The sequence below is a fragment of the Streptomyces sp. NPDC016640 genome (assembly GCF_043076215.1).
Lineage (GTDB): Bacteria > Actinomycetota > Actinomycetes > Streptomycetales > Streptomycetaceae > Streptomyces.
The window spans coordinates 66,774-90,918 of record NZ_JBIBRG010000002.1; the positions used below are offsets into that span (position 1 = coordinate 66,774).

General features: G+C 73.0%; 21 protein-coding genes and 1 tRNA gene. 12 read left to right on the top strand and 10 right to left on the bottom strand.

Annotated elements, in window-relative coordinates:
- Positions 1-182: 182 nt before the first annotated feature.
- Positions 183-1,364 (top strand): SUKH-4 family immunity protein, encoded by a 1,182-nt coding sequence (locus ACF07S_RS03910; RefSeq protein ID WP_391973360.1) that lies wholly within the window; start codon positions 183-185, stop codon positions 1,362-1,364.
- An 86-nt stretch (positions 1,365-1,450) separates the two neighbouring features.
- On the opposite strand, the gene ACF07S_RS03915 is transcribed toward ACF07S_RS03910, so the two are convergent.
- A tRNA-Cys gene (locus ACF07S_RS03915) sits at positions 1,451-1,522 on the bottom strand.
- Between the two features lie 231 nt (positions 1,523-1,753).
- On the opposite strand from ACF07S_RS03915, the gene ACF07S_RS03920 reads away from it, so the two are divergent.
- From ACF07S_RS03920 to ACF07S_RS03935, 4 genes are all read left to right on the top strand, one after another.
- Positions 1,754-3,211, top strand: a complete 1,458-nt coding sequence (locus ACF07S_RS03920) for an MFS transporter (protein ID WP_391962419.1) — start codon at positions 1,754-1,756, stop codon at positions 3,209-3,211.
- A 283-nt stretch (positions 3,212-3,494) separates the two neighbouring features.
- Entirely contained in the window at positions 3,495-5,300 is a 1,806-nt protein-coding gene (locus ACF07S_RS03925; RefSeq protein WP_391962417.1) for a DEAD/DEAH box helicase, read from the top strand.
- A 301-nt stretch (positions 5,301-5,601) separates the two neighbouring features.
- Entirely contained in the window at positions 5,602-6,243 is a 642-nt protein-coding gene (locus ACF07S_RS03930; protein WP_391962416.1) for an IclR family transcriptional regulator, read from the top strand.
- 71 nt (positions 6,244-6,314) lie between these two features.
- Positions 6,315-7,106, top strand: coding sequence for a S16 family serine protease (locus ACF07S_RS03935; RefSeq protein WP_391962415.1), 792 nt, complete (start codon positions 6,315-6,317; stop codon positions 7,104-7,106).
- Between the two features lie 10 nt (positions 7,107-7,116).
- Here the strand turns inward: ACF07S_RS03935 and ACF07S_RS03940 are convergent, their stop codons facing one another.
- From ACF07S_RS03940 to ACF07S_RS03960, 5 genes are read right to left on the bottom strand one after another with little or no spacing between them, the layout of a single operon-like run.
- Positions 7,117-8,094: a glycine betaine ABC transporter substrate-binding protein gene (locus ACF07S_RS03940; RefSeq protein ID WP_391973361.1), complete on the bottom strand. Its 978-nt coding sequence runs from the start codon at positions 8,092-8,094 to the stop codon at positions 7,117-7,119.
- Positions 8,091-8,948, bottom strand: a complete 858-nt coding sequence (locus ACF07S_RS03945; RefSeq protein ID WP_391962413.1) for an ABC transporter permease — start codon at positions 8,946-8,948, stop codon at positions 8,091-8,093. The genes ACF07S_RS03940 and ACF07S_RS03945 overlap by 4 nt, the downstream gene beginning before the upstream one ends.
- Positions 8,945-10,252: a betaine/proline/choline family ABC transporter ATP-binding protein gene (locus tag ACF07S_RS03950; protein WP_391973362.1), complete on the bottom strand. Its 1,308-nt coding sequence runs from the start codon at positions 10,250-10,252 to the stop codon at positions 8,945-8,947. The genes ACF07S_RS03945 and ACF07S_RS03950 overlap by 4 nt, the downstream gene beginning before the upstream one ends.
- The gene (locus tag ACF07S_RS03955) at positions 10,245-10,892 is read right to left on the bottom strand and encodes an ABC transporter permease (protein ID WP_391973363.1); all 648 of its coding nucleotides are present in this window, start codon (positions 10,890-10,892) and stop codon (positions 10,245-10,247) included. The genes ACF07S_RS03950 and ACF07S_RS03955 overlap by 8 nt, the downstream gene beginning before the upstream one ends.
- A gap of 6 nt (positions 10,893-10,898) precedes the next feature.
- The gene (locus tag ACF07S_RS03960) at positions 10,899-11,393 is read right to left on the bottom strand and encodes an Lrp/AsnC family transcriptional regulator (RefSeq protein ID WP_391962410.1); all 495 of its coding nucleotides are present in this window, start codon (positions 11,391-11,393) and stop codon (positions 10,899-10,901) included.
- Positions 11,394-11,515: 122 nt separating this feature from the next.
- Here ACF07S_RS03960 and hppD point away from each other — a divergent pair, with 122 nt between their 5' ends.
- Positions 11,516-12,664, top strand: coding sequence for a 4-hydroxyphenylpyruvate dioxygenase (hppD, locus tag ACF07S_RS03965; protein ID WP_391962409.1), 1,149 nt, complete (start codon positions 11,516-11,518; stop codon positions 12,662-12,664).
- Between the two features lie 156 nt (positions 12,665-12,820).
- Here hppD and ACF07S_RS03970 read toward each other — a convergent pair whose 3' ends face one another.
- Positions 12,821-14,212, bottom strand: a complete 1,392-nt coding sequence (locus tag ACF07S_RS03970) for a tetratricopeptide repeat protein (RefSeq protein WP_391962408.1) — start codon at positions 14,210-14,212, stop codon at positions 12,821-12,823.
- Between the two features lie 104 nt (positions 14,213-14,316).
- Here ACF07S_RS03970 and ACF07S_RS03975 point away from each other — a divergent pair, with 104 nt between their 5' ends.
- From ACF07S_RS03975 to ACF07S_RS03985, 3 genes are all read left to right on the top strand, one after another.
- A complete protein-coding gene (locus ACF07S_RS03975; RefSeq protein ID WP_391962407.1) occupies positions 14,317-15,732 on the top strand; it encodes an FAD-binding oxidoreductase in 1,416 nt (471 codons plus the stop codon).
- A 115-nt stretch (positions 15,733-15,847) separates the two neighbouring features.
- The gene (locus tag ACF07S_RS03980; protein ID WP_391962406.1) at positions 15,848-17,305 is read left to right on the top strand and encodes an RDD family protein; all 1,458 of its coding nucleotides are present in this window, start codon (positions 15,848-15,850) and stop codon (positions 17,303-17,305) included.
- 83 nt (positions 17,306-17,388) lie between these two features.
- Positions 17,389-18,084 carry an RDD family protein gene (locus tag ACF07S_RS03985; RefSeq protein WP_391973364.1) on the top strand — a complete coding sequence of 232 codons (696 nt, stop codon included), beginning with the start codon at positions 17,389-17,391 and terminating at the stop codon, positions 18,082-18,084.
- Between the two features lie 28 nt (positions 18,085-18,112).
- Here ACF07S_RS03985 and ACF07S_RS03990 read toward each other — a convergent pair whose 3' ends face one another.
- A complete protein-coding gene (locus tag ACF07S_RS03990; protein WP_391973365.1) occupies positions 18,113-18,394 on the bottom strand; it encodes a hypothetical protein in 282 nt (93 codons plus the stop codon).
- Positions 18,395-18,784: 390 nt separating this feature from the next.
- On the opposite strand from ACF07S_RS03990, the gene ACF07S_RS03995 reads away from it, so the two are divergent.
- The 3 genes from ACF07S_RS03995 to ACF07S_RS04005 all read left to right on the top strand — a co-directional run bounded on the left by ACF07S_RS03995 (position 18,785) and on the right by ACF07S_RS04005 (position 21,894).
- Complete coding sequence (locus tag ACF07S_RS03995) at positions 18,785-21,139, top strand: immune inhibitor A domain-containing protein (RefSeq protein ID WP_391973366.1); 2,355 nt, start codon at positions 18,785-18,787, stop codon at positions 21,137-21,139.
- Positions 21,140-21,261: 122 nt separating this feature from the next.
- Positions 21,262-21,591 carry a hypothetical protein gene (locus tag ACF07S_RS04000; RefSeq protein ID WP_391962402.1) on the top strand — a complete coding sequence of 110 codons (330 nt, stop codon included), beginning with the start codon at positions 21,262-21,264 and terminating at the stop codon, positions 21,589-21,591.
- Positions 21,592-21,723: 132 nt separating this feature from the next.
- A complete protein-coding gene (locus ACF07S_RS04005; protein WP_391962401.1) occupies positions 21,724-21,894 on the top strand; it encodes a hypothetical protein in 171 nt (56 codons plus the stop codon).
- Between the two features lie 107 nt (positions 21,895-22,001).
- On the opposite strand, the gene ACF07S_RS04010 is transcribed toward ACF07S_RS04005, so the two are convergent.
- A complete protein-coding gene (locus ACF07S_RS04010) occupies positions 22,002-22,586 on the bottom strand; it encodes a nicotinamidase (protein ID WP_391973367.1) in 585 nt (194 codons plus the stop codon).
- A 184-nt stretch (positions 22,587-22,770) separates the two neighbouring features.
- Entirely contained in the window at positions 22,771-24,117 is a 1,347-nt protein-coding gene (locus tag ACF07S_RS04015) for a nicotinate phosphoribosyltransferase (RefSeq protein ID WP_391962399.1), read from the bottom strand.
- Positions 24,118-24,145: the final 28 nt, after the last annotated feature.

A 24,145-nucleotide genomic window follows, 5' to 3' on the forward strand; every position in this document is an offset into this window, starting at 1 on the left:
CTTCGGTGGCAGGGGCGCCGGTCCCGCCGTCGCCGTTTCCGGCCAGGGGGCCGTTGTCAGTGACGGGGCGTAGTGTTCTGAGCGGTGGGGGACGGCTGCCGGGCCCGGAGGGGCAGGGGCCGTCCTGCCCGGGGCGGGGCGTTCGCGAGCCCGGGACCGAGCACACGTATCGCGGGGGAATCATGAGCACGACCGACACCGTCACCACGACGGCGATCACACTCACCGACGCCGGCCTCGACCCCTTCCTCTTGCACGCGTCCGCGCACCGCCGGCCGACCGGCACCGGACTGCCCGCGGACAGCGGCCCGTTCGGCTTCGCGGAGCCGGTGCGGCAGTGCGGCCCGCGCACCGTGGCCGACGCGACGGGCGGTCCCGGTGACCTGCTCCCCGCCGGGCTGCGGGGCCGGCCGGTCATCGGCGGACTGCTGGACCCCGTCGGTCCGGACACCGGGCCGGTGCTGCTCGACGGGGCGGCCGGCGAGGTCCAGGCGACGTGCTTCTTCCGTGACCGGCCCGACCTGATGGACCGCCGGCCGCTCGTCCCGTCCCTGTCCACGCTGGTGCGGTTCGCCGCGGCGACGGACGAACTGGCGGCCCTGCGCGGCCAGTTCGCCGACCACGCGGACCGCTACGGCACCGAGGCGGTCGCGGAGGCCTCCCGGCAACTGCTCGCGGTGTTCGAGGAGGGCGCGGACGGCGGGCCGGCGCCGTTCCGGAAGCTGGCCGCGCTGATCCGCCCCCTGGCCCTGGTGACGGGCCCCGGCACGGCCTCGGCGCCGGCCCTCGACCTGCCCCCGCGCCTGCTGGACGAGGAGTTCGGCCGGGGCGGCGTGGTCCGCTTCGAGGAGGTCGACTTCCCCGCGACGCTCACGCACGAGCCGACCCGCCGCTTCCTGCGGGGGACCGGCCTGCCGGAGCACGCCTTCCTGTTCCTCCTGGACACCGACCTGCCGCTGCGCACCCTCGCGGAGTACTACGGCGACGAACACGACGGCGCGTTCCCCGCCGGCCGCCTCCCCGCCCGGGCCGGACAGCTGATACGCCTCGGGTCGCTGGTGGAGGACACCGCCCTGGTCGTCGACGGAACCACGGGCGCGATCCTCAGCTGGAGCCCGCCGGAATCCGCCCTCCGCCCCCTCTGCACGGACATCTCCACGCTCGCCTTCACCCTCTGGCTGCTCCACCGCGAGCACGCCGTCGACGAGCGGTCGGGCCACGCGCTGACCTCCGACACCTACGACCAGCTGGCGCTGACGATGATCCGGGTGCTGTCGTCCATCGACCCGGCGGGCACCCCCACCGACACGGACTGGCACTACTGGACGGAGCTCCTCCAGGACGAGGCGGGCGGGGTGCTCTGACAGCACCCCTCCGCGGGAGCCGGTGCGGAAAGGGCGGCGCCCCCGGAGGAGCGCCGCCCACCGGTCGTTCCGATCGGGAAAAGCGGAGGCCGTGGCGGGATTCGAACCCGCGTACCTCGCTTTGCAGGCGAGTCCCTGGGCCACTCGGGCACACGGCCGTGTCGGGGGCGGAGCACCGTGCGGTGCTTCGGCTTTCCGGACCCGGTGCGCCGACCGTACGGCGCGGCGGCCGCGCCGCTCAAGGCAACGAGGAGTGCCGCAACGGGACTGCCACACGCCGTTCATGAAGCGGCGCGGCGGGACCCGGGACGGTCCTAGGACCGAGGTCCGGGGCCCGGTCCGCCCCCCGACAGGGGTCAAACCGCACCGTGGCCCTTACTCTGGCGGGCATGACCACCCCGAACCCGCGCGACACCGATGTCGCCGTGACCGCCGACGGCCCCGCCCCGGACGCCGCGTCCGCCGAGACCGTGCTGAGCCGCCCGTACCGGGCGCTGAGCATCGGGATCGTCTCCGTCGTGCTCCTGATCGCCTTCGAGGCGACCGCGGTCGGGACGGCGATGCCGGTGGCGGCGCGGGAACTGGACGGGGTGGCGCTGTACGCGTTCGCGTTCTCGGGCTACTTCACGACCAGCCTGTTCGGCATGGTGCTCGCCGGCCAGTGGTCGGACCGCAGCGGCCCGCTCGGGCCGCTGACCTCGGGCATCACCTCCTTCGCCGTCGGACTGCTGCTGGCCGGGACGGCGGGGTCGATGTGGCTGTTCGTCCTGGGCCGGGCCGTGCAGGGACTCGGCGGCGGGCTGGTGATCGTCGCGCTGTACGTCATCGTCGGACGGGCCTACCCGCAGCGGCTGCGGCCGGCGATCATGGCGGCGTTCGCGGCGAGCTGGGTCGTCCCGTCGATCGTCGGCCCGCTCGCCTCCGGCGCGGTGACCGAGCAGCTCGGCTGGCGCTGGGTGTTCCTCGGGATACCTGTGCTGGTGGTGTTCCCGCTGGCCCTCGCGCTGCCGCAGATCCGGCGCATGGCGTCCGGGCCGGTGGGTGACGGAGCGACCGCGCCCGCCTCCTCAGGCTCCCGCCGCATCCGGCTCGCCCTGGCGATCTCCCTCGGCGCGGGACTGCTCCAGTACGCCGCCCAGGACCTGCGCTGGATCTCCCTGCTGCCGGGCGCCGTGGGCCTGGCGCTGCTCGTCCCGGCCGTACGGGGACTGCTCCCGCGCGGCACCTACCGGGCGGCGCGCGGCCTGCCCTCGGTGGTGCTGCTGCGCGGCATCGCGGCGGGGTCCTTCATCGCCGCGGAGTCCTTCGTGCCGCTGATGCTGGTCACCCAGCGGGGGCTCAGCCCGACGCTCGCCGGGTTCTCGCTCGCGGCGGGCGGCGGGACGTGGGCGCTGGGTTCGTGGGTGCAGTCGCGGCCCCGGCTGGAGCCGTACCGGGATCGGCTGACGACACTCGGCATGGTGCTGGTGGCGGCGGCCATCGCGGCGGCCCCGAGCGTGCTGATCGACGCGGTGCCCGCCTGGACGGTCGCGGTCGCCTGGGCCTTCGGCTGCTTCGGGATGGGCCTGGTGATCTCCTCCACCAGCGTGCTGCTGCTCCAGCTCTCCGCCCCCGAGGAGGCGGGCACCAACTCCGCCGCGCTCCAGATATCCGACGGGCTGTCCAACGTCCTGCTGCTGTCCGCGGGCGGCGCGGCGTTCGCCGCCCTCGGCGGCGGCACGGTCACCCACGCGGCCACGCAGGCCACCGGCTCCCACCCGGCCGCCTTCGCGGCGGTGTTCCTGCCGATGGCGGCGGTGGCCCTGGCGGGGGCGTGGGTGACGACACGGCTGCGGGCCGCCTCCTGAGCGGTACCAGTCCGGCCCCACTCGGTGGGTGCCGATGAACGGTGTGGAACCGCGTCCGGACACCGACGCCGCGAACGCCTGGTGATCGCGGCGGCCACCGGGGCCGTGGACGAGGTCGAGGCCCTCCCCGAGGCCCTGCGGGAGCTGTCCGGACCGCCGGTGTGACGTCGGTCCCACCCTCGGAGGGCCCGGCACGGCCCGCGCGTCGGCGGATGCGGCCCGCCGGTAGGGTGGCCCGGTCGTCATACGTAGCCGAGCCGCTCGACCCCATCCGACGGAGACCGTGACTACCACCGCCAGCTCCAGCACCGCCTCCCACTCGCACCACCTGTCGCCCGCCTTCCCGGGCCGTGCCCCCTGGGGTACCGCCGGCAAGCTGCGCGCCTGGCAGCAGAGGGCGATGGAGAAGTACATCCAGGCGCAGCCCCGGGACTTCCTGGCGGTCGCCACGCCCGGTGCCGGTAAGACGACCTTCGCGCTGACGCTGGCCTCCTGGCTGCTGCACCACCACGTCGTGCAGCAGGTGACCGTCGTCGCGCCCACCGAGCACCTGAAGAAGCAGTGGGCGGAGGCCGCCGCCCGCATAGGCATCAAGCTCGACCCGGAGTACAGCGCGGGCCCGCTCGGCAGGGAGTACGACGGTGTCGCCGTCACGTACGCCGGTGTCGGGGTGCGCCCCATGCTGCACCGCAACCGTGTCGAGCAGCGCAAGACGCTCGTCATCCTCGACGAGATCCACCACGCCGGCGACAGCAAGTCCTGGGGCGAGGCGTGTCTGGAGGCGTTCGAGCCGGCCACCCGCAGGCTCGCGCTCACCGGTACGCCGTTCCGGTCCGACACCAACCCCATCCCCTTCGTCACCTACGAGGAGGGTGACGACGGGATCCGGCGGTCGTCGGCCGACTACACCTACGGGTACGGCTCCGCCCTCGCCGACGGCGTCGTCCGCCCCGTCATCTTCCTCTCCTACAGCGGCAACATGCGCTGGCGCACCAAGGCCGGCGACGAGATCGAGGCCCGCCTCGGCGAGCCCATGACCAAGGACGCGGTCAGCCAGGCCTGGCGCACCGCGCTCGATCCGCGCGGCGAGTGGATGCCGTCCGTGCTGCGCGCCGCCGACCAGCGGCTCTCCGAGGTCAGGAAGGCCATCCCGGACGCCGGTGCCCTCGTCATCGCCACCGACCAGGACTCCGCCCGCGCCTACGCCAAGCTCATCCGTGACATCACCGGACACCGGGCCACCCTCGTGCTGTCCGACGACACCGGCGCGTCCCAGCGGATCGACGACTTCAGCGGCGGCGACGACCGCTGGATGGTCGCCGTGCGCATGGTGTCCGAGGGCGTCGACGTACCGCGCCTCGCGGTCGGCGTGTACGCCACCACCATCTCCACCCCGCTGTTCTTCGCCCAGGCCGTCGGCCGTTTCGTCCGGTCCCGGCGGCGCGGCGAGACCGCGTCCGTGTTCCTGCCGACCGTCCCCGACCTGCTCGGCTTCGCGGGCGAGATGGAGCGCGAGCGCGACCACGTCCTCGACAAGCCCAAGAAGGGCGGCGAGGAGGACCCGTACGCCGAGTCCGAGAAGGAGATGGCGGAGGCGAACCGGGAGGAGGACGAGGACACCGGCGAGCAGGACATGCTCCCCTTCGAGGCGCTGGAGTCCGACGCCGTCTTCGACCGGGTGATGTACAACGGCGCCGAGTTCGGCATGCAGGCCCACCCGGGGAGCGAGGAGGAGCAGGACTACCTCGGCATCCCGGGGCTGCTGGAGCCCGACCAGGTGCAGCTGCTGCTGCAGAAGCGGCAGGCCCGGCAGATCGCGCACAGCCGCAAGAAGCCGGACGAGGAGGCCGACCTGCTCGAACTGCCCGCCGAGCGGCGGCCGGTGGTCTCCCACAAGGAGATGATGGAGCTGCGCAAGCAGCTCAACAACCTGGTCGGCGCGTACGTCCACCAGAGCGGCAAGCCGCACGGCGTGATCCACACCGAGCTGCGCCGGGTCTGCGGCGGGCCGCCCTCGGCGGAGGCCACGGCGGGCCAGCTGCGCCAGCGGATCGACAAGGTGCGGGAGTGGGCCACGCGCATGCGGTGATCCCGTCTGCCGAACACCATGCCGGCAAACCCGTGCACGTACCGGGACATACGGAACCACTTTGTCGCGACGGTGCCCGGATTCTGGACGGAGCCTTCCGCTGACCGAACCGGCTCGCTACTGTCCCGCTACGCACACGCCCCGTGGCAGCGCCGCCGCGGAGCGCAGCCGTGAAGCGACTGTGCCCGGGACACCGCCGGGCCGCCGGCCGATCGGCGGCCTCTGAAGCGCGTGACCGACGGGACTCGGTGACGCATCCGCCGCGAGGGACCGCCGACTTCACCACTAAGGAGTGGGCGTCGTGACCGCGGAGACCTCTCAGACGCTCGACCGGGGACTGCGGGTCCTCAAGCTGCTGGCCGATACGGACCACGGGCTGACCGTCACCGAGCTGTCCCAGAAACTGGGCGTCAACCGGACTGTTGTCTACCGGCTGCTTGCCACGCTGGAGCAGCACGCGCTGGTCCGCCGTGACCTCGGCGGACGGGCCCGGGTCGGGCTCGGGGTGCTGCGGCTGGGCCGGCAGGTGCATCCACTGGTGCGCGAGGCGGCGATGCCGGCGTTGCGGTCGCTGGCGGAGGACATCGGAGCGACCGCCCACCTGACGCTGGTCGACGGGTCGGAGGCGTTGGCCGTGGCCGTGGTGGAGCCGTCGTGGACGGACTACCACGTGGCGTACCGGGCCGGGTTCCGGCATCCGCTGGAGCGGGGGGCCGCGGGGAAGGCGATCCTCGCCGCCCGGCAGCAGCGGGCCGACGACCCCGGGTACACGCTGACGCACGGTGAGCTGGAGGCGGGGGCGTGCGGGGCGGCCGCGCCGTTGCTGGGGATCACCGGGGTGGAGGGGAGCGTCGGGGTCGTCATGCTGGCGGACGTCGTTCCGGAGCGGGTCGGTACGAGGGTGATGGACGCGGCACGGGAGGTGGCGGAGGCACTGCGGTGAGCCGGGGCGGACCGTTCCGCCGGCGTTCGCCGGGTGCCCTGCCCGCACACATGTCGCGTTAGATTGACCCCGTGCTCTCTCGCCTCACGCGTCCCCAGGCCCTGGCCGTCTGCGCCGCCCCCGTCGTCGCCCTGCTGGCCACGGCCGTGTTCGCGCCCCTGCCGTTCTCGGTCGCGCAGCCCGGGATGACGGCCGACGTGCTCGGCGAGAACAAGGGGACGCAGGTCATCACGGTCTCCGGCGCCCCCGTGCGGGAGACCACCGGGCAGCTGCGGATGACCACCATCGAGGCGACCTCCCCGGACACCCGCGTCGACCTCCCGGACGTGATCGACGGCTGGCTGCGCACCGACCGGGCGGTCATGCCCCGTGACTCGGTCTACCCCAGTGGGGACGACGTCCGGGAGATCGAGCGCTACAACCGCAAGCAGATGAAGGAGTCCCAGGACGAGGCGACGCGGGCCGCGCTGGGACACCTGGACCTTCAGGACGAGGACATCGAGGTCACCCTGGAGCTCGCCGACGTCGGCGGCCCCAGCGCCGGGCTGCTGTTCTCCCTCGGCATCGTCGACAAGCTGAACGGCGACGGCGACGGCGGCGATCTCACCGGCGGCCGGGTCGTGGCCGGCACGGGCACGATCGACGAGGACGGCACCGTCGGCCCGGTCGGCGGCGTCCCCCTGAAGACGCAGGCGGCCCGGCGGGACGGCGCCACCGTCTTCCTCGTCCCCGAGGCCGAGTGCTCCGACGCCCGGACCGGACTGCCCGAGGGACTGCGCCTGATCCCGGTCACCACGCTCGAGGGCGCCGTCGACGCGCTGGTCGCGCTGGAGAAGGGCACCGGTGGGGTCCCCGCCTGCTGACGCCGGCCGCCTACCCCTCCTTGACGAACCCCTCCGCGACCATCCAGTCCAGCGCCACCTGGTGGGGGTCCTCCCCGTCGACGTCCACCTTGGCGTTGAGGGTCTGCGCCACGTCGTTGTCCAGCCTCGCCGTCACCGGGTCCAGGACCTCGGCGATGGCCGGCCACTTCTCGAAGGTGCCGGTGTTGACCGTCGGCGCCGCGGTGTAGTGGGGGAAGAACTTCCCGTCGTCCTCCATCACCACCAGGTTCATGGACCTGATGCGCCCGTCGGTGGTGAACACCTCGCCGTAGGTGCAGGCGCCCTTCGCCGTCTGGGTGTAGATGATGCCGGTGTCCATCTGCGTGACGTTGCGCGCCGGGAGGTTCATGCCGTACGCCTTCTCCATGCCCGGCAGCCCGTCCGCGCGGTTGGCGAACTCGCCCTCCACGCACAGCGTCACCGCGCCCGGGTCGGACGTCGCCAGCGCGGCCACGTCGGAGAGCGTCCGGGTGCGGTACCTCTCGAAGGAGGCCTGGTTCATGGCGAGGGCGTAGGTGTTGTTCAGGTCCGACGGCTCCAGCCAGGTCACGCCGTTCCTCGCGTCCGCGTCCCGCACCGCCTCCCACTGCCCGCGCGGATCCGGGATCGGCCCGCTGTTGCCCTGGTACGTGATCCACGCCGTGCCCGTGTACTCGAAGCCGGCGTCCGCCTCGCCCTTGACGACCGCCTCCCGGGAGCCGACGGACCCCTGGATGCCGGTCCGGTCGACGACCTCCGCGCCGGCCGCCTGGAAGGCGATGCCCATGATCGCGCCCAGAACGAGCTGCTCGGTGAACTCCTTGGAGGTGACGGTGAGCTTCGCGCCCTCCAGCGGCTCGCCCCCGCCGATCGAGCCCGGCTCCACGTCGTCGACCATGGGGGAGCCGCTGGTCAGCCCGCAGCCGGCGGCCGCCGCCAGCAGGGCCGCGGCGAGGAGCGCACCCCTGTGCCGTCCCGGACGTCTCACGGGTTCGCCTTCAGACCCCGCGGCCGCAGCAGCAGCTCCGCCAGTGAGGCCAGCCAGTCCACCAGCAGCGCGAGGGCGACGGTGAGGATCGAGCCCGCCATCAGCACCGGCATCCGCTGGCTGGTGATTCCCGTGGTGATCAGTACGCCCAGGCCGCCGCCCCCGCCGAAGGCCGCCAGGGTCGCCGTGCCGACGTTCAGGACGAGCGCGGTGCGCACACCGGCGAGGATGAGCGGGACCGCCAGCGGCAGCTCCACCCGGGTCAGCACGCCCAACGGGGACATGCCGATGCCGCGCGCCGCCTCCAGCAGCGTCGGGTCGTTGGCCTTCAGACCGGCGATGGTGTTGGCCAGCACCGGCAGGACGGCGTAGGCGACGATGCCGATCAGGGCGGCCCTGCGGCCGATGCCCAGCCAGATCACCAGCAGCGCCAGCAGGCCGATGGCGGGGGTGGCCTGGCCCGTGTTGGCGAACGCCATCGCCACCGGGCCGGCCCGGCGGAACACCCGGCGGGTCAGCAGGACGCCCAGCGGGATCGCGATGACCAGCACGAAGAACGTCGAGACGACGGTCAGCCGGAGGTGCTGCCACAACGCCTTGGACACCCGGCCGTCCGACAGCGCGTTCCGGGTCAGCGCGTCGAGGTCGGCCTGCTCGAACCAGAGCCAGGTGGCGAGCAGTACGGCGATCAGCACCGCCGGCAGGAACGTCAGCTTGCGCCAGGTCACCCGGGGCGGTCCCGACGGCGGCGGGGGAGCGGTGTCCCCCTCCTCCCCCGGCGCGCCTCCGTCCCGGAAGGCGAGGCCCTTCACCTCGTGCTCGCCCTCGGGCCGACGCCCGGACGCGGGCCTCACGCCTTCGCCTCCGCGCCGAAGCCCTCCTGCTCGGCGTGCGTCTGCGCGGCCCGCTGCTCCTCCAGATCGTGCCGGGCCTCCCGCGCCTCCAGCCGGTCGGCCTCCAGCAGTTCGTGCACGGAGTTCATCAGCGTCTCCACGTCCACGACACCCTCGTACGCGCCGCGCCGCCCGGTGACCGCGACCCGGCCCGTGTTGTCGGTGAGCACCGCCTCCAGCGCGTCCCGCAGCGTCGCGTCCCGGGTCACCGTGTCGTGGACCGGCGTGCCGGCCCGGGCCGGCGAGCCTTTGGCGCGCATCACGTCGCCGCGCCGCAGCCACTTGTAGGGGCGGCCCTGTTTGTCGAGCAGCAGGATCTCGTCGAAGCCGCTGGAGCGCAGCCGGTTGAAGATGTGCTGGAGCGGGTCGTCGACGGTCGCCGTCGGGTAGTCGGTGATCTCCACGTCCCGCACCCGGGTGAGGTTGAGCCGCTTCAGCGCCGCCCCGGCGCCCACGAAGCCCGAGACGAAGTCGTCGGCGGGGTTGGTGAGGATCGCCTCGGGGGTGTCGAACTGGGCGATGCGGGAGCGTTCGCGCAGCACCGCGATCCGGTCGCCGATCTTGATCGCCTCGTCGAAGTCGTGGGTGACGAAGACGATCGTCTTGTGCAGTTCGCGCTGTAGCCGGATCAGCTCGTCCTGGAGGTGGTCGCGGGTGATCGGGTCGACCGCGCCGAACGGCTCGTCCATCAGCAGCACCGGCGGATCCGCGGCGAGCGCCCGCGCCACCCCCACCCGCTGCTGCTGGCCGCCGGAGAGCTGACGCGGGTAGCGGCCGTGGAACTCGCCGGGGTCCAGGCCGACCAGGTCCAGCATCTCCTCGACCCGCGCCCGCACCCGGCTTGTCGGCCAGCGCAGCATCCTCGGCACCAGCGCGATGTTCTGCGCCACCGTCATGTGCGGGAACAGTCCGCCGGCCTGGATCGCGTAGCCGATCGTGCGGCGCAGCCGCACCGGGTCCATGTGGGTGACGTCCTCGCCGCCGATGCGGATGCGGCCGCCCGTCGGCTCGATCAGCCGGTTGATCATCTTCAGCGTGGTGGACTTCCCGCAGCCCGACGGGCCGACGAGGATCACCGTCTCGCCCGCCCTGATGTCCATGCTGACGTCGTCCACGGCCGGCAGGGCGCTGCCCGGGTAGCGCTTGGTCAGACCCTCCAGCTCGATGGCCGCCCCGGCCGACCGGGACGGCGTCCCGGGCGCCGTGGCGGCACCGGGGGCCGTGGTGGCACCGGGGGCCGCGGGTGTCCCGGGTGTCTCAGCCACGGATCCCCCTGGGAATGGTCAGCCGTCCGACCAGGACGTACGCGGCGTCGAACAGCAGGGCCAGCACGATGATCCCGAGCGTGCCCGCGAGGACCTGGTTGAGCGCGTTCCTGCTGCCCAGGGAGGCGATCCCGCGGAAGATCAGGTTGCCCAGGCCCGGACCGGAGGCGTAGGCGGCGATGGCGGCGATGCCCATCAGCATCTGCGTGGAGACCCTGATCCCGGTCAGGATCGGCGGCCAGGCCAGCGGCAGCTCCACCCGGGCCAGCCGGGCCACGCGCGACATGCCGATGCCCTTGGCCGCGTCCACCAGGGACGGATCGACCCCGCGCAGTCCCACGATCGAGTTCCGCACGATCGGCAGCAGACCGTACAGCGTCAGCGCGATCACCGTCGGCGGCACCCCGAGCCCCACGACGGGGATCAGCAGACCGATCATGGCCAGCGCCGGAACGGTCAGCAGGGTGGCGGTGACGGTCGTGGCGAGGTCGCCCGCCCACTCGCTGCGGTAGGTGGCCACCCCGATCAGCACGCCCAGCACGGTCGCCACCACCATGCACTGGAAGACGGCGCCGGCGTGCTGGAACGCGTCGGCGAGCAGTTGCTGACGGCGGCTGCCCAGGTACTCCCAGAAGTTCACATCCGCTCACCCCAGCTCGGCCAGGTCGGTTCGCTCGCCGAGCGACGCCTGCTCCACCAGCGGGATGATCCGCAGCGGAACGGGGTTCTCCATGACGATCGCCGTGGAGGCCCGGACGATGCCATCAAAGCCGACGACGCGGTCGATCACCCGCTGGAGATCGGCGTTGGACCGGGCCACCAGCCGGCACAGCATGTCCCCGGTGCCGGTGGTGGTGTGCAGCTCCAGCACCTCCGGCACGGTCGCCAAGTGGGCCCGCACGTCGGCTCCTTGCCCCTGCCGGATCTGCAGCGTGGCGAACGCCGTGACCGGGTAGCCGAGGGCCGCCGGGTCGACCTGGGGACCGAATCCGCGGATGACTCCGTTCGACTGAAGCCGGTCGAGGCGGGCCTGCGCGGTCCCGCGGGCCACCCCGAGCCGGCGGGACATCTCCAGCACTCCGATCCGTGGCTCCCGCGCCAGCAGCAGGATGATCCGCCCGTCCAGATGATCGATCGTCATGGCCGCCTCCCTGATGGTCATCCTGTACAGACAGCCCGGCACAATGGGCATGCGGCTGTACAGCCTGCCCAGTGATCGGGCCAACTATTGCGCATCTTGCAAAGCTGACTCACCCTGCACCTATGACGCAGACCACACACCACGCTCCCGCACCGACCGCCCGGCAGGCCGACCCCTTCCCGGTCAAGGGAATGGACGCGGTCGTCTTCGCCGTGGGCAACGCCAAGCAGGCGGCGCACTACTACTCCACCGCCTTCGGCATGAAGCTGGTCGCCTACTCCGGACCGGAGAACGGCAGCCGCGAGACCGCGAGCTACGTCCTGGAGAACGGCTCCGCCCGCTTCGTCCTCACCTCGGTGATCAAGCCGGCCACCGAGTGGGGCACCTTCCTCGCCGAGCACGTGGCCGCGCACGGCGACGGCGTCGTCGACCTCGCCATCGAGGTCCCGGACGCGCGCGCCGCGTACGCCTACGCCATCGAGCACGGCGCCCGCCCGGTCGCCGAGCCGTACGAGCTGAAGGACGAGCACGGCACCGTCGTCCTGGCCGCGATCGGCACCTACGGCAGGACGCGCCACACCCTGGTCGAGCGCGGCGGCTACGACGGCCCCTACCTGCCCGGCTACGTGACCGCCGACCCGCTGGTCGAGCCGCCGGCCCAGCGCACCTTCCAGGCCATCGACCACTGCGTCGGCAACGTCGAGCTCGGCCGGATGAACGAGTGGGTCGGGTTCTACAACAAGGTCATGGGCTTCACGAACATGAAGGAGTTCGTGGGCGACGACATCGCCACCGAGTACAGCGCGCTGATGTCGAAGGTGGTCGCCGACGGCACGCTCAAGGTCAAGTTCCCGATCAACGAGCCCGCCGTCGCCAAGAAGAAGTCCCAGATCGACGAGTACCTGGAGTTCTACGGCGGCGCCGGCGTCCAGCACATCGCGCTGAACACCAACGACATCGTGCAGACGGTCCGCCGGATGCGCGCCTCGGGCGTCCAGTTCCTGGACACCCCGGACTCCTACTACGACACCCTCGGCGAGTGGGCCGGCGAGACCCGGGTGCCGGTCGAGACCCTGCGCGAGCTGAAGATCCTCGTCGACCGCGACGAGGACGGCTATCTGCTGCAGATCTTCACCAAGCCGGTCCAGGACCGGCCGACCGTGTTCTTCGAACTCATCGAACGCCACGGCTCGATGGGCTTCGGCAAGGGCAACTTCAAGGCCCTCTTCGAGGCCATCGAACGCGAACAGGCCAAGCGCGGCAACCTGTGACGCCGGCCGCCGCCGGCTGCGGACAGCCGCACCGCGCCCACCGCGGGCGGTCGTGCCTCCCCCCGTGCCCGAACGGCCCGGGAGGCGCCCCGCAGGCACCGGGCCGCGCGACCGGCCCCCGGCCCGCACCGGCCCGGGGCACTCCTGCCGACGCGTTCAGGAAGGCCCCGGCCCCGCCTGGACGGACGGCTCCCCCAGGCGGGCCAGCGCCGCCTTCGCCCGCGGCACCCGGAGCGGACAGAAGTACGGATTGATCTGCAACGCCTCCCGCAGATGCCGCCGAGCCGCCCCGTACCGCCCCAGCTCCCGTTCGATCATCCCCCGGTGGAACACGTACGGCGCGCTGCGCACCCCACCGCCCCGCGTCCCCTCCGTCGCCCGCACCGCGAACGGCAGCGCCTCCCGCGACCGCCCCGCCCGGTGCAGCGCCCACCCCAGCGCATCCGCCACCGCCGTCGACGGCTGCCGCTCCCACTCCGCCCGCAGCCGCCGCACCGCCGCCCGCGCGTCCCCGTGGTCCGCCTCGTACCGGCCGAGCACCAGGTCCTCGTCGCCCCCGTGCGCGGCGGCCAGCCGCACCCGCTCCCGCAGCAGCCCGTACTGCACCCCGGCCGCCTGCCGCAGCCCCAGCGACTCGTACAGCTCGCCCAGTTCCAGCGCGTACTCGGGCCGGGGGTGCCTGGCCAGCGCCACCCGGTACGCGCTGAGCGCCTCCGTCATCCGGCCCAGCGACGCCAGCGCCCGCCCCTGACCGGCCTGCGCCGCCCGCTGGTCGGGGTCGGTCCGCACCGCCTCCCGGAAGTGCCGCAGCGCGTCCTCCCGGTCGCCGCGCTCCCAGGCCAGCTGCCCGGCCCGCTCCAGGTACGCCGCCCGCTCGGCCGGCTCCCCGGCGGCCGCCGCCGCGTCGGCCAGCGCGGCCGCCGCGTCCTCCCGCCAGCCCCGCTCCCGGTACACGGCCGCCGCCCGCGCCCGTACGGCCGGCCCGTCCCGCAGGTCGCCCAGCCGCTCCAGCAGCTTCCCGGTCTCCTCGTCGTCACCGAGCCCCATGGACGCCTCGATCAGCGGCGGATACGCCGTCCACCGCCCCGGCTCCAGCCTCCGCGCCGCCTCGCCCCACCGGCGCGCCCCGGCGAAGTCCCGGCGGGCGTTCGCCAGCGCCGCCAGCCCCCGCAGCGCCGGGGCGTTGTTTCCCGGCCGCACCTTCAGCGAGGTGCGCAGCGCCTTCTCCGCCCGCGAGTAGTACACCGGGTCCGCCAGCCGCAGCGCCTGCTCCACCCGGGCCGAGCCGAGCACCGCCCAGGCCCGGGCGTCCCCCGGCCGCTTCCTCAGATGCCGCTCGCGCTCCTCGGCCAGCGCCGCCAGATCGGGCAGCGCGGCCGGCACGCCGCCGGTGACCGCCGCCAGCGCCCGCGCCCCCGGACCCGGGGGCGGCACCGCCTGCCCCCAGGGCAGCACCAGCACCCCGCCCAGCACCGCGCACCCGGCGACCGAGGAGAGCAGCACCCGGTGCCTCACCCGCTTCCGGGGCTCACAAGGCTTGTCGTCCATGGCGCACACTGTGCGCCACACCCCGCGTCCATACGATGAACACACCCCGGGGTACGGCGGCTGCCGTACGCGGGGTTCACACCGATGGCCCCGGGTGCGACGCTGTGATCATGAGCCGTATCGAAGCGCGACGCGATGAAGACACGGTGACGGCCGGCTCCCTCGTCGACCGGCTGCTCGGCGGACTGCCCGCGGAGGCGGTCCTCACCGATCCCGACGTCACGGCCTCCTACGCCAACGACATGGCGAGCTTCTGCCCGGCCGGCAGCCCCGCGGTGGTCGTCCTGCCGCGCACGGTCGAACAGGTCCAGCACGTCATGCGCACCGCCACCGAGCTGCGGGTCCCCGTCGTCCCGCAGGGCGCCCGCACCGGCCTGTCCGGCGCCGCCAACGCCACCGACGGCTGCGTCGTGCTCTCCCTGATCCGGATGGACCGCATCCTGGAGATCAGCCCGGTCGACCGGATCGCCGTCGTCGAACCCGGCGTCCTCAACGCCGCCCTCTCCCGCGCCGCCGGCGAACACGGCCTCTCCTACCCGCCGGACCCCTCCAGCTGGGAGACGTGCACCATCGGCGGAAACATCGGCACCGCCTCGGGCGGACTGTGCTGCGTGAAGTACGGGGTGACCGCCGAGTACGTCCTCGGACTGGACGTCGTCCTCGCCGACGGCCGGCTGATGTCCACCGGCCGGCGCACCGCCAAGGGCGTCGCCGGCTACGATCTGACCCGCCTGTTCGTCGGCTCCGAGGGCTCGCTCGGCATCGTCGTCCGGGCGGTTCTCGCCCTGCGGCCCGAACCGCCCGGGCAGCTGGCGCTGGCCGCCGAGTTCGCCTCCTCCGCCGCCGCCTGCGACGCCGTGTGCCGCATCATGGCCGGCGGTCACGTCCCCTCGCTCCTGGAACTCATGGACCGTACGACGGTCAAGGCGGTCAACGACATGGCCCGCATGGGCCTGCCGGAGTCCACCGAGGCGCTGCTGCTGGCCGCCTTCGACACCACCGACCCGGCCGCCGACCTCGCCGCCGTCGGAGCGCTGTGCGAGGCCGCCGGCGCCACCCGGGTCGTGCCGGCCGAGGACACCGCCGAGTCCGAACTGCTGCTCCAGGCGCGGCGGATGTCCCTGGTCGCGCTGGAGGCGGTCAAGGGCACCACGATGATCGACGACGTGTGCGTGCCGCGCTCCCGGCTCGGCGAACTCGTCGAGGGCGTCGAGCGGATCGCGCGGAAGCACCGGCTCACCATCGGCGTCGTCGCCCACGCGGGCGACGGCAACACCCACCCGACGGTCTGCTTCGACGCGGCCGATCCCGGGGAGGCCCGGCGGGCCCGCGAGTCCTTCGACGAGATCATGGCGCTCGGCCTGGAACTCGGCGGCACCATCACCGGCGAGCACGGCGTGGGTGTGCTGAAGAAGGAGTGGCTGGCGCGCGAACTCGGCCCGGTGGGGCTGGAGATGCAGCGGGCCGTCAAACGGGTCTTCGACCCGCTGGGCATTCTGAACCCGGGCAAGCTCTTCTGAACGAGAAGGTGCCCGAAAGGAGTGGGGTACGGCCGGACGGACGGCCCGGCTCCCGCTCGTCTGGTAGATGTGGTTCCCCCCGACCCACCCCTCGAGCAGATACGGGACGACGGACATGAGCGCCCCAACCCCGGCCCCCGGTGACGACAGGCCCCGCGACGGGTACTACCCGGACCCGTCCATTCCTGGATATGTCCGCTACTGGAACGGTTCCTCCTGGGTGCCGGGCACGAGCCGTCCGGCGCCCAAGGACGGCGAGGTGCTCCCCCCGCCGCCCGGTGCAGGCCCGGCGGGGCCCTCCGTGGAGGAGACCGGCCCGCACTTCTTCGACGAGGACCCGGCCGGCGAACCGTCCCCGGACCCGTCGTCCGCGGCGGGCCCGTCCCCGGCCGAGTCGCAGCACGGCAGCCGGCCCGAACCCGCCTCGGCCTGGGTCGCCGACCGCTCCCGCCAGTCCGGCTTCGGCGGCGACCAGGACCGCAAGGTCTCCTGGGGCGCCGACCCGAGGGTGCCGCACGCGTCCGCACCGGCCGCCCCGGAGGCGGCCGCGGGCACGCCGGCCGCACGGACGGCGGACGCGGGGACGGCCGGTGCCGCCGGCGCGGGCGACACCTTCACGTTCCGCAGGCCGGCGGCGGAGCCCCGGCAGGCGGCCGACGCCTCCGGCGCGGCGCCCGCGGACGAGGGCACCATGACCTTCCGCGCCGTCAGGCGGGACACGGCGCGGGGCCCGGCGGGGCAGCCGGGCCCCGCGCCCTCCGGGCGGCCCGGGTTCGCGGCCGGGAAGGCCGCCGCCGCGCGTGCCGGCTCGGCGGCCACGGCGCCGTCCGGTCCGCAGCAGGCCGCCGCCCCGGCCGTGCCCCCGCGGACGGGCGCGCCGGTTCCCCCCGCCGCTTCCCCCGCCCCGGCGGCTTCTCCCGCTCCGGCCGCTCCCGCCGCTTCCCTCGCGCCGTTGACGAGCGGTTCCGGCGGCGGCCAGTCCTCGTGGGCGCAGCAGGTGCACCGGCTCGCCGACGGCGAGGAGCCGCCGGCCGCGCCGTGGAAGCCGCCGGTCGAGGACCCGTTCCAGGCCATGGCACGGCGACAGGCCGCGGCCCGCCCCGCCCCGCTCGGGAAGCGCCTGGCCGCCCGGCTGCTGGACACCGTCGTCCTGGGCGCCGTCACCGCCGTGGCCGGCGTACCGCTGGGCATCGAGGCCGTCGACCACATCGAGGCGAAGATCGAGGCGGCCAGGCTGTCCGGCGAGACCGTCACGGTCTGGCTGCTCGACGGCACGACCGCCGTCCACCTCGGCATCGTGCTCGCCGTCCTCCTGCTCGCGGGTGTCCTCTACGAGGTGCTGCCCACCGTCAAGTGGGGCCGCACACTGGGCAAGAGGCTGCTGGGGATCGAGGTGCGGGACATCGAGGGCCACGAGGCGCCGGAGTTCGGCGCGGCCCTGCGCCGCTGGCTGGTCTACAGCGTCCCCGGGCTGCTCCTCGTCGGTGTCGTCGGCGTCCTGTGGTGCCTGTTCGACAAGCCCTGGCGCCAGTGCTGGCACGACAAGGCGGCGCACACCTTCGTCGCCGGCTGATCCGCGGCGGCACTCCCGGCACCGGTACTCCGGACGGCGGCTCGCCGGATGCGGGGCCGGGGGCTTCGCGGTCGACTCGGGCCATGAGCACCGAACCGCCCTCCGGCCCCGGTCAGCAGCCGCCGGACGACGACCCGTTCAGGAAGCACCCCCCGCCGGGCGGTCCCGGCGCACCGGGGCCGGGCTCTCCGTACGACACCCCCGGCGGCCCCCACGGCGCCGACGGCGGTCGGCACGAGGGCGGCCCACAGGGCGGCGGCCCGTACGGCGGCGGGCCCCAGGGCGGCGGCCCGTACGGCGGCACCCCCGGCCCCGCCGATCCCCTCTCCGGCATGCCCCCGCTCGCCGACAGCGCCAGACGCACGCTCGCCCGCATCGTCGACATGCTCCTCGTCGGCATCGTCGTCTGGCTGCTCACCTGGCCGTTCGGGGTCAGCGAGTACAACGTCGACGGCGACCGGATCAACGTCGGCAACGGCTTCGGGCAGTCCGTCATCGCCGCCGTCCTCTACACGGCGTACGACACCTTCATGACCGCCCGCTCCGGTCAGACCCTGGGCAAGAAGTGGCTGGGCATGCGGGTGGCCGATCTCGCCGACGGCTCGAACCCCTCCGTGCAGACCGCGCTGACCCGCGCCGCCGTGCTGTGGCTGCCGTTCGCGTTCTGCTGCGCCTGCGTGTGGACCGCGATCTCGGGCGGCTGGAGCTTCTTCGACCGGCCCTACAAGCAGGGCCTGCACGACAAGGCGGCGAAGACCGTGGTGGTCAGCACCAGGTGACGCGCGGGCGGACGGACCGGCCGGGGTGTCAGGGCGCCGCCCGCTCCCGCGCCGGCTCGCGGGCCGGGGAGGGGAGGGGGGCCCGTACCGCCTCGGGCGGAGCGGGCTGTTCCACCGCGGCCGGGCGCCGGGGCCCGGGGACCGGGACCCTCGTGGCCACCAGCAGTCCGAGGGCGAGCGCCGAGACGGCGACGACCGCGATGCCCGCGCCCGAACTCGTCCCGGACAACAGCAGCATGGCGAGAGTCGCCAGGACCACGGTGCACGAACCGTAAGCGAGCTGGGCGGCAGTCGGACGGGGCATGGCCATCGTGTCCTCGGACGTCGGGGCTGTCGGCCTGGCTTTCCGCCGGTTCAGGGGCGTTCCGCCAGCCGGCTCTCACCGCGAGGGTGCCCGGGCGGAACAGACGGTAAGCGTGACCTGACCGACAGGGCCGGTGCACAGGGGGCGCACGGAGTCATGGCGTCCGCCCCGTGAACGATTGCGCGCGCCTGTCTCCGGTTCGCACCGATGTGTCCGGTAAGTGAACGTCGCCTTCGCATAGTGCAGTTGAACGGTGCAAGTCAAGGGCTGTTTTTTCCGTCGAACCTCTAGTCAAATGTCGTCACTTGACTACACGCGTTGATCACGTATGCGCGGGACCCTTCCAATCACGGAACCTCCCTTGTCCGCGCATGCGCACGCAAGAGGGGACCTCAAGTGAAGAGAAGACCCTGGACGTTCAGAGCGGCCGCGATAGGCGTCGCGCTCGCGGCGGCCACCGCCACCTGCTCTGCGTTCACCACGGCCCAGGCCGACACGGCGGACGGGGCCGATCGCCCCGGCGCGGTCGACCGGCACGACCCGGCGGACCGCCACCACGCCGACCACGACCTCGACGGCCCGCTCTCCAAGACGCAGGCGGCCCAGCGCGAGGAGGCGCTCAAGCAGGTCATATCCGGTGAGGCCACGGTCAAGAACCGGGACGGTTCGAAGGTCGTCCAGCTGAAGAGCAAGAAGGGCGACGGCAAGTACGTCGAGCTCGGCCGCGAGAAGACCGACAAGATCTTCACGATCCTGGTCGAGTTCGGGGACAAGGTCGACAGCCGCTACGGCGGCACCCCGGGCCCGCTGCACAACCAGATCGCCAAGCCGGACCGCAGGACGGACAACTCCACGGCCTGGCAGGAGGACTACGACCAGCAGCACTTCGAGGAGCTGTACTTCGGCTCCGGCCAGGGCGTCGACTCGGTCAAGACCTACTACGAGAAGCAGTCCTCCGGCCGCTACTCGGTCGACGGCGAGGTCTCCGACTGGGTCAAGGTCCCCTACAACGAGGCCCGGTACGGCTCCAACAAGTGCGAGCCCGACAACTGCGCCTGGTACGCGGTGCAGGACGGTGTCACCGCCTGGGTCGAGCAGCAGAAGGCGGCCGGCCGGACCGACGCCCAGATCACGTCGCAGCTCTCCCAGTACGACCTGTGGGACCGCTACGACTTCGACGGCGACGGCGACTTCAACGAGTCCGACGGCTACATCGACCACTTCCAGGTCGTGCACGCCGGTGAGGACGAGTCCGCGGGCGGCGGCGCCCAGGGCGAGGACGCGATCTGGGCCCACCGCTGGTACGCCTTCGGCACGGACGCCGGCGCCACCGGCCCCGAGCAGAACAAGCTCGGCGGCACCCAGATCGGCGACACCGGCATCTGGGTCGGCGACTACACCATCCAGCCGGAGAACGGCGGACTCGGCGTCTACGCCCACGAGTACGGCCACGACCTCGGTCTGCCGGACCACTACGACACCGCCGGCGGCGAGAACTCCACCGGCTTCTGGACGCTGATGTCGTCCGGTTCCTGGCTCGGTACCGGCAAGAACGAGATCGGCGACCTGCCCGGCGACATGACCGCCTGGGACAAGCTCCAGCTCGGCTGGCTGAACTACGACACGGCCAAGGCCGGCGTCGACTCCTGGCACAAGCTGGGCGTCGCCGAGTACAACACCAAGCACAAGCAGGCGCTGGTCGTCGAGCTGCCGGAGAAGGCCGTCTCCACCGAGATCGTCCAGCCGGCCGAGGGCGCCACCCAGTGGTGGAGCGGCAGCGGCAACGACCTCAGGAACACGCTGACGCGTCCGGTCGACCTCACGGGCACGTCGCGGGCCGAGCTGACCTTCGACGGCTGGTACGACATCGAGGCCGACTACGACTACCTCTACACCGAGGTGTCGACCGACGGCGGCGCCAACTGGACCGCCGTCGACGGCACGGTCGACGGCCGGCCGATCCCGCGCGACGGCAGCGGCAAGCCGGCCCTGCACGGCACCGTCGACGGTCACGAGAAGCTCGCGTACTCCCTGGACGCCTACGCCGGCCAGAAGATCGACCTGCGCTTCCGCTACCAGACGGACGGCGGCGTGGCCCAGAAGGGCTTCACGGCCGACGCGATCACGGTGACGGCCGACGGCAGGCCGCTGTTCTCCGACGACGCCGAGAGCGCGGACGCCGCCTGGAAGGCCACCGGCTTCTCCCGCGTCGGCGCGTCCTTCACCGAGGACTACGCGCAGTACTACATCGCCGAGAACCGCCAGTACGTGTCGTACGACAAGACGCTGAAGACGGGCCCGTACAACTTCGGCTTCGCGAACAGCCGCCCGGACTGGGTGGAGCACTACGCGTACCAGACCGGTCTGCTGATCTGGAAGTGGGACACCTCCCAGGCGGACAACAACACCAGCCAGCACCCGGGCACCGGCCTGCTCCTGCCGGTCGACTCGCACCCGGCCGCGCTGAAGTGGTCCGACGGCACGCTGATGCGCAACCGCGTCCAGTCCTACGACTCGCCGTTCAGCAAGTACCGCACCGAGGGCATGACGCTGCACAAGTCGGACGTGGCGACGTGGATCCCGTCGTCCAGGGGCGTGCCGGTCTTCAACGACCGCGCCAACGACTACTACGACGCGTCGAACCCGACCGCCGGTGTCAAGATCACTGACACCAACACGAAGATCAAGATCGCCAAGGAGGCCAAGGACGGCTCGACGATCGAGCTCGAGGTCGGCCCCGCGGGCAGGTAAATAGCATCTTCGCAGGTCAAGGCGTGATCGGCGGTGACCCCCTGGCGGGTCACCGCCGATCCGTGTTTAGGTGCCTCCTGTGGCTCTCTTATTGACACCGGCTGACACGGGGGTATGACCGCATGGCCGCAGGAGGTTTCTGCAAGCTGCCGAACGGCACGGTGGTGGTGGCACTGAACCTGCCCAGCCCCGCCGCCGACGCACCGGCCGGGGTCCGCGTCCTCGTCCACGCCCACAACCGGGCGCGCGCCCTGACCAGGCTGCGCAACCTGGGGATGCGCGCGGTCTACCTGCGGGGCAACGCCGCCCCGCCGACCCCCGACGAGATCACCGCGGTACTCCACCACCCCGACGGCCTGATATGGCGCACGACCGCTGACAGCGATGTCACGTTCACGGGGCTGTGGCGCCCGATCCGGGCACTGCTGCGGCAGCCCGCCGCGCCGGCCTGATGCGCGGACCCTCGCTCCCGCACCCGGATGCCGGTGGGACCGTCGGCCGGCGACACGACGGCCGCGGCCGTCGCCCGCGGTGACGCCTCACCGGGAAGCGGTCCGCAAGGGATCGGCGATCATGGAGGAGACATGGGAAAACTCATCGTGAGGATCATCGGCATCGTGGCGGTCTTCGTCCTGGTGCTGACGGCCTTCGGGGGACTCGTCGGTGAGGTGGAGCTGGCCGTCCTGACCGTTCTGCTGGTCGCGGCCCTCACCTACGTCGTGGTGGATCACCGAAGGTCCCCGCAGGACGGGTGACCCGGTGAAGCCCGGCCGGCGCCCCTTCCGGGACCGTGCCGGCCGGGCCGCCGGTGTGCGGCGTCCCGTCCGGGGCGGGAGGCGGATGCCGGACGGCCGGGGCGTCCTCAGACGACCGGTTTCCCGGAGAGCTCCACCCCCGCCTCCCGCAGCTCCTCGAGCGCCCGCTCGGTCGTCTCCCGGCTGACCCCCGCGGTGAGGGCGAGCAGCACCTGGGTGCGAAAGCCCTCCTTCGCCGCGTCCAGGGCGGTGGCCCGCACGCAGTGGTCCGTGGCGATGCCCACCACGTCCACCTCGTCGATCTCCCGCTCCCGCAGCCAGTCGGCCAGGCCCGTGCCGTTCTCGTCGGTTCCCTCGAACCCGCTGTACGCCGCCGAGTACGCCCCCTTGTCGAAGACGGCGTCGACCGCGCCGGAGGCGACCGCGGGGGCGAAGTTCGGGTGGAAGCCGACGCCCTCGGTCCCGGCCACGCAGTGCGCGGGCCAGGAGCGTACGTAGTCGGGCTGGTCGGCGAAGTGGCCGCCGGGGGCGATGTGGTGGTCCCGGGTGGCCACCACGTGCCGGTAGCCGGCCGGGGCCTGGCCGACCAGTTCGGTGATGGCGGCGGCCACGTCGGCACCGCCGGCCACGGCGAGGCTCCCCCCCTCGCAGAAGTCGTTCTGCACGTCAACGACGATCAGTGCGCGGCGCATGGTCGGTGTCCTTCGACTAAGTCGACTACGGGGGTCGAGGGCGGGATGGGGGGACGGGCCCGGCCTGGTGAACCTCCGAGCCTATGGAACAGCGGACGGCGCGGACAGGGGCACGGCACGGCGCCCGAGGGGTCCGGGCCCGCGTACCGGGGGCTCCGCCCCGCGTACGGGGGGCACGCGGGGGTCAGCTCCCCGACGGCAGGTGCGCGTACTCCGTCGGAATGACGGGTTCCCCACGGGAGAGCTGAGTAGCCGACAGCGGCAGACCCGCGCGGGCCGCCGCGTGCCGGTCGCGGACCACGTCCAGCGGCTCGCGGGCGACCACCTCGCCGCCCTTGACCAGCGGCACCAGCAGCTGCCGGTCGGCCAGCCCGGCGGGCACCGGACCGGTGCCGACCACCTCGGCCTCGGCGACGCCGTACTCGTCCGGCCGCCGCGCCGCCCACTTGCGGCCGCCGAGGGAGGTCTTGCCGCCGGCGGACCTCTTCGCCACCGGCACCAGCGGCGCCCTGGGGTCGGCGGACTCGGCGCGGGCGACCAGCTTGTAGACCATGGACGCCGTCGGATGCCCGGAGCCGGTCACCAGCTGGGTCCCGACCCCGTACGCGTCCACGGGCGCCGCGGCCAGCGAGGCGATGGCGTACTCGTCCAGGTCCGAGGTCACGATGATCCTCGTGCCGGTGGCGCCCAGCTCGTCCAGCTGCTGCCGCACCCGGTGCGCCACCAGCAGCAGGTCACCGGAGTCGATCCGCACGGCACCCAGGTCCGGTCCGGCGATCTCGACGGCCGTACGGACCGCCTCGGTCACGTCGTAGGTGTCCACGAGCAGGGTCGTACCGCCGCCCAGGGAGTCCACCTGGGCCCGGAAGGCGTCCCGCTCCCGGTCGTGGAGCAGGGTGAAGGCGTGGGCGGAGGTGCCCACGGTCGGGATGCCGTAGCGGAAACCGGCCGCCAGGTCGGAGGTGGAGGTGAAGCCGCCGACGTAGGCGGCCCGCGCGGCGGCCACCGCGGCCAGCTCGTGGGTGCGCCGGGCACCCATCTCGATCAGCGGGCGGTCCCCGGCGGCGGACGACATCCGGGAGGCCGCGGCGGCGATCGCCGAGTCGTGGTTGAGGATCGAGAGGATCACCGTCTCCAGCAGGACGCACTCCGCGAAGCTGCCCTCGACCCGCATGACCGGCGAGCCCGGGAAGTACACCTCGCCCTCGGGGTAGCCCCAGATGTCACCGGAGAAGCGGTAGTCGGCCAGCCAGTCCAGGGTCTCCCCGTCCACGATGTCCTTCTCCCGCAGGAACCCGAGGACGCCCGGGTCGAAACGGAAGTTCTCCACCGCGTCGAGGACCCGCCCGGTGCCGGCCACCACGCCGTAGCGGCGGCCGTCCGGCAGCCGCCGGGTGAAGACCTCGAACACGCTGCGCCGCCCGGCCGTACCGGCCTTCAGCGCGGCCCGCAGCATGGTCAGCTCGTACTGGTCCGTGAAGAGCGCCGTCGAGGGAACGTCCACCGGCAGCCCAAGGTCCGCTGTGTTCATGGCAGGAATGCTACCCCCATTTCGTCAG

Coding starts and splice junctions, on each gene's coding strand:
- ACF07S_RS03920 (WP_391962419.1), top strand. CDS start 1,754: ATGACCACCCCGAACCCGCGCGACACCGATGTCGCCGTGACCGCCGAC.
- ACF07S_RS03960 (WP_391962410.1), bottom strand. CDS start 11,393: ATGACGATCGATCATCTGGACGGGCGGATCATCCTGCTGCTGGCGCGG.
- ACF07S_RS03970 (WP_391962408.1), bottom strand. CDS start 14,212: ATGGACGACAAGCCTTGTGAGCCCCGGAAGCGGGTGAGGCACCGGGTG.
- ACF07S_RS03910 (WP_391973360.1), top strand. CDS start 183: ATGAGCACGACCGACACCGTCACCACGACGGCGATCACACTCACCGAC.
- ACF07S_RS04010 (WP_391973367.1), bottom strand. CDS start 22,586: ATGCGCCGCGCACTGATCGTCGTTGACGTGCAGAACGACTTCTGCGAG.
- ACF07S_RS03980 (WP_391962406.1), top strand. CDS start 15,848: ATGAGCGCCCCAACCCCGGCCCCCGGTGACGACAGGCCCCGCGACGGG.
- ACF07S_RS03990 (WP_391973365.1), bottom strand. CDS start 18,394: ATGGCCATGCCCCGTCCGACTGCCGCCCAGCTCGCTTACGGTTCGTGC.
- ACF07S_RS04005 (WP_391962401.1), top strand. CDS start 21,724: ATGGGAAAACTCATCGTGAGGATCATCGGCATCGTGGCGGTCTTCGTC.
- ACF07S_RS04000 (WP_391962402.1), top strand. CDS start 21,262: ATGGCCGCAGGAGGTTTCTGCAAGCTGCCGAACGGCACGGTGGTGGTG.
- ACF07S_RS04015 (WP_391962399.1), bottom strand. CDS start 24,117: ATGAACACAGCGGACCTTGGGCTGCCGGTGGACGTTCCCTCGACGGCG.
- ACF07S_RS03985 (WP_391973364.1), top strand. CDS start 17,389: ATGAGCACCGAACCGCCCTCCGGCCCCGGTCAGCAGCCGCCGGACGAC.
- hppD (WP_391962409.1), top strand. CDS start 11,516: ATGACGCAGACCACACACCACGCTCCCGCACCGACCGCCCGGCAGGCC.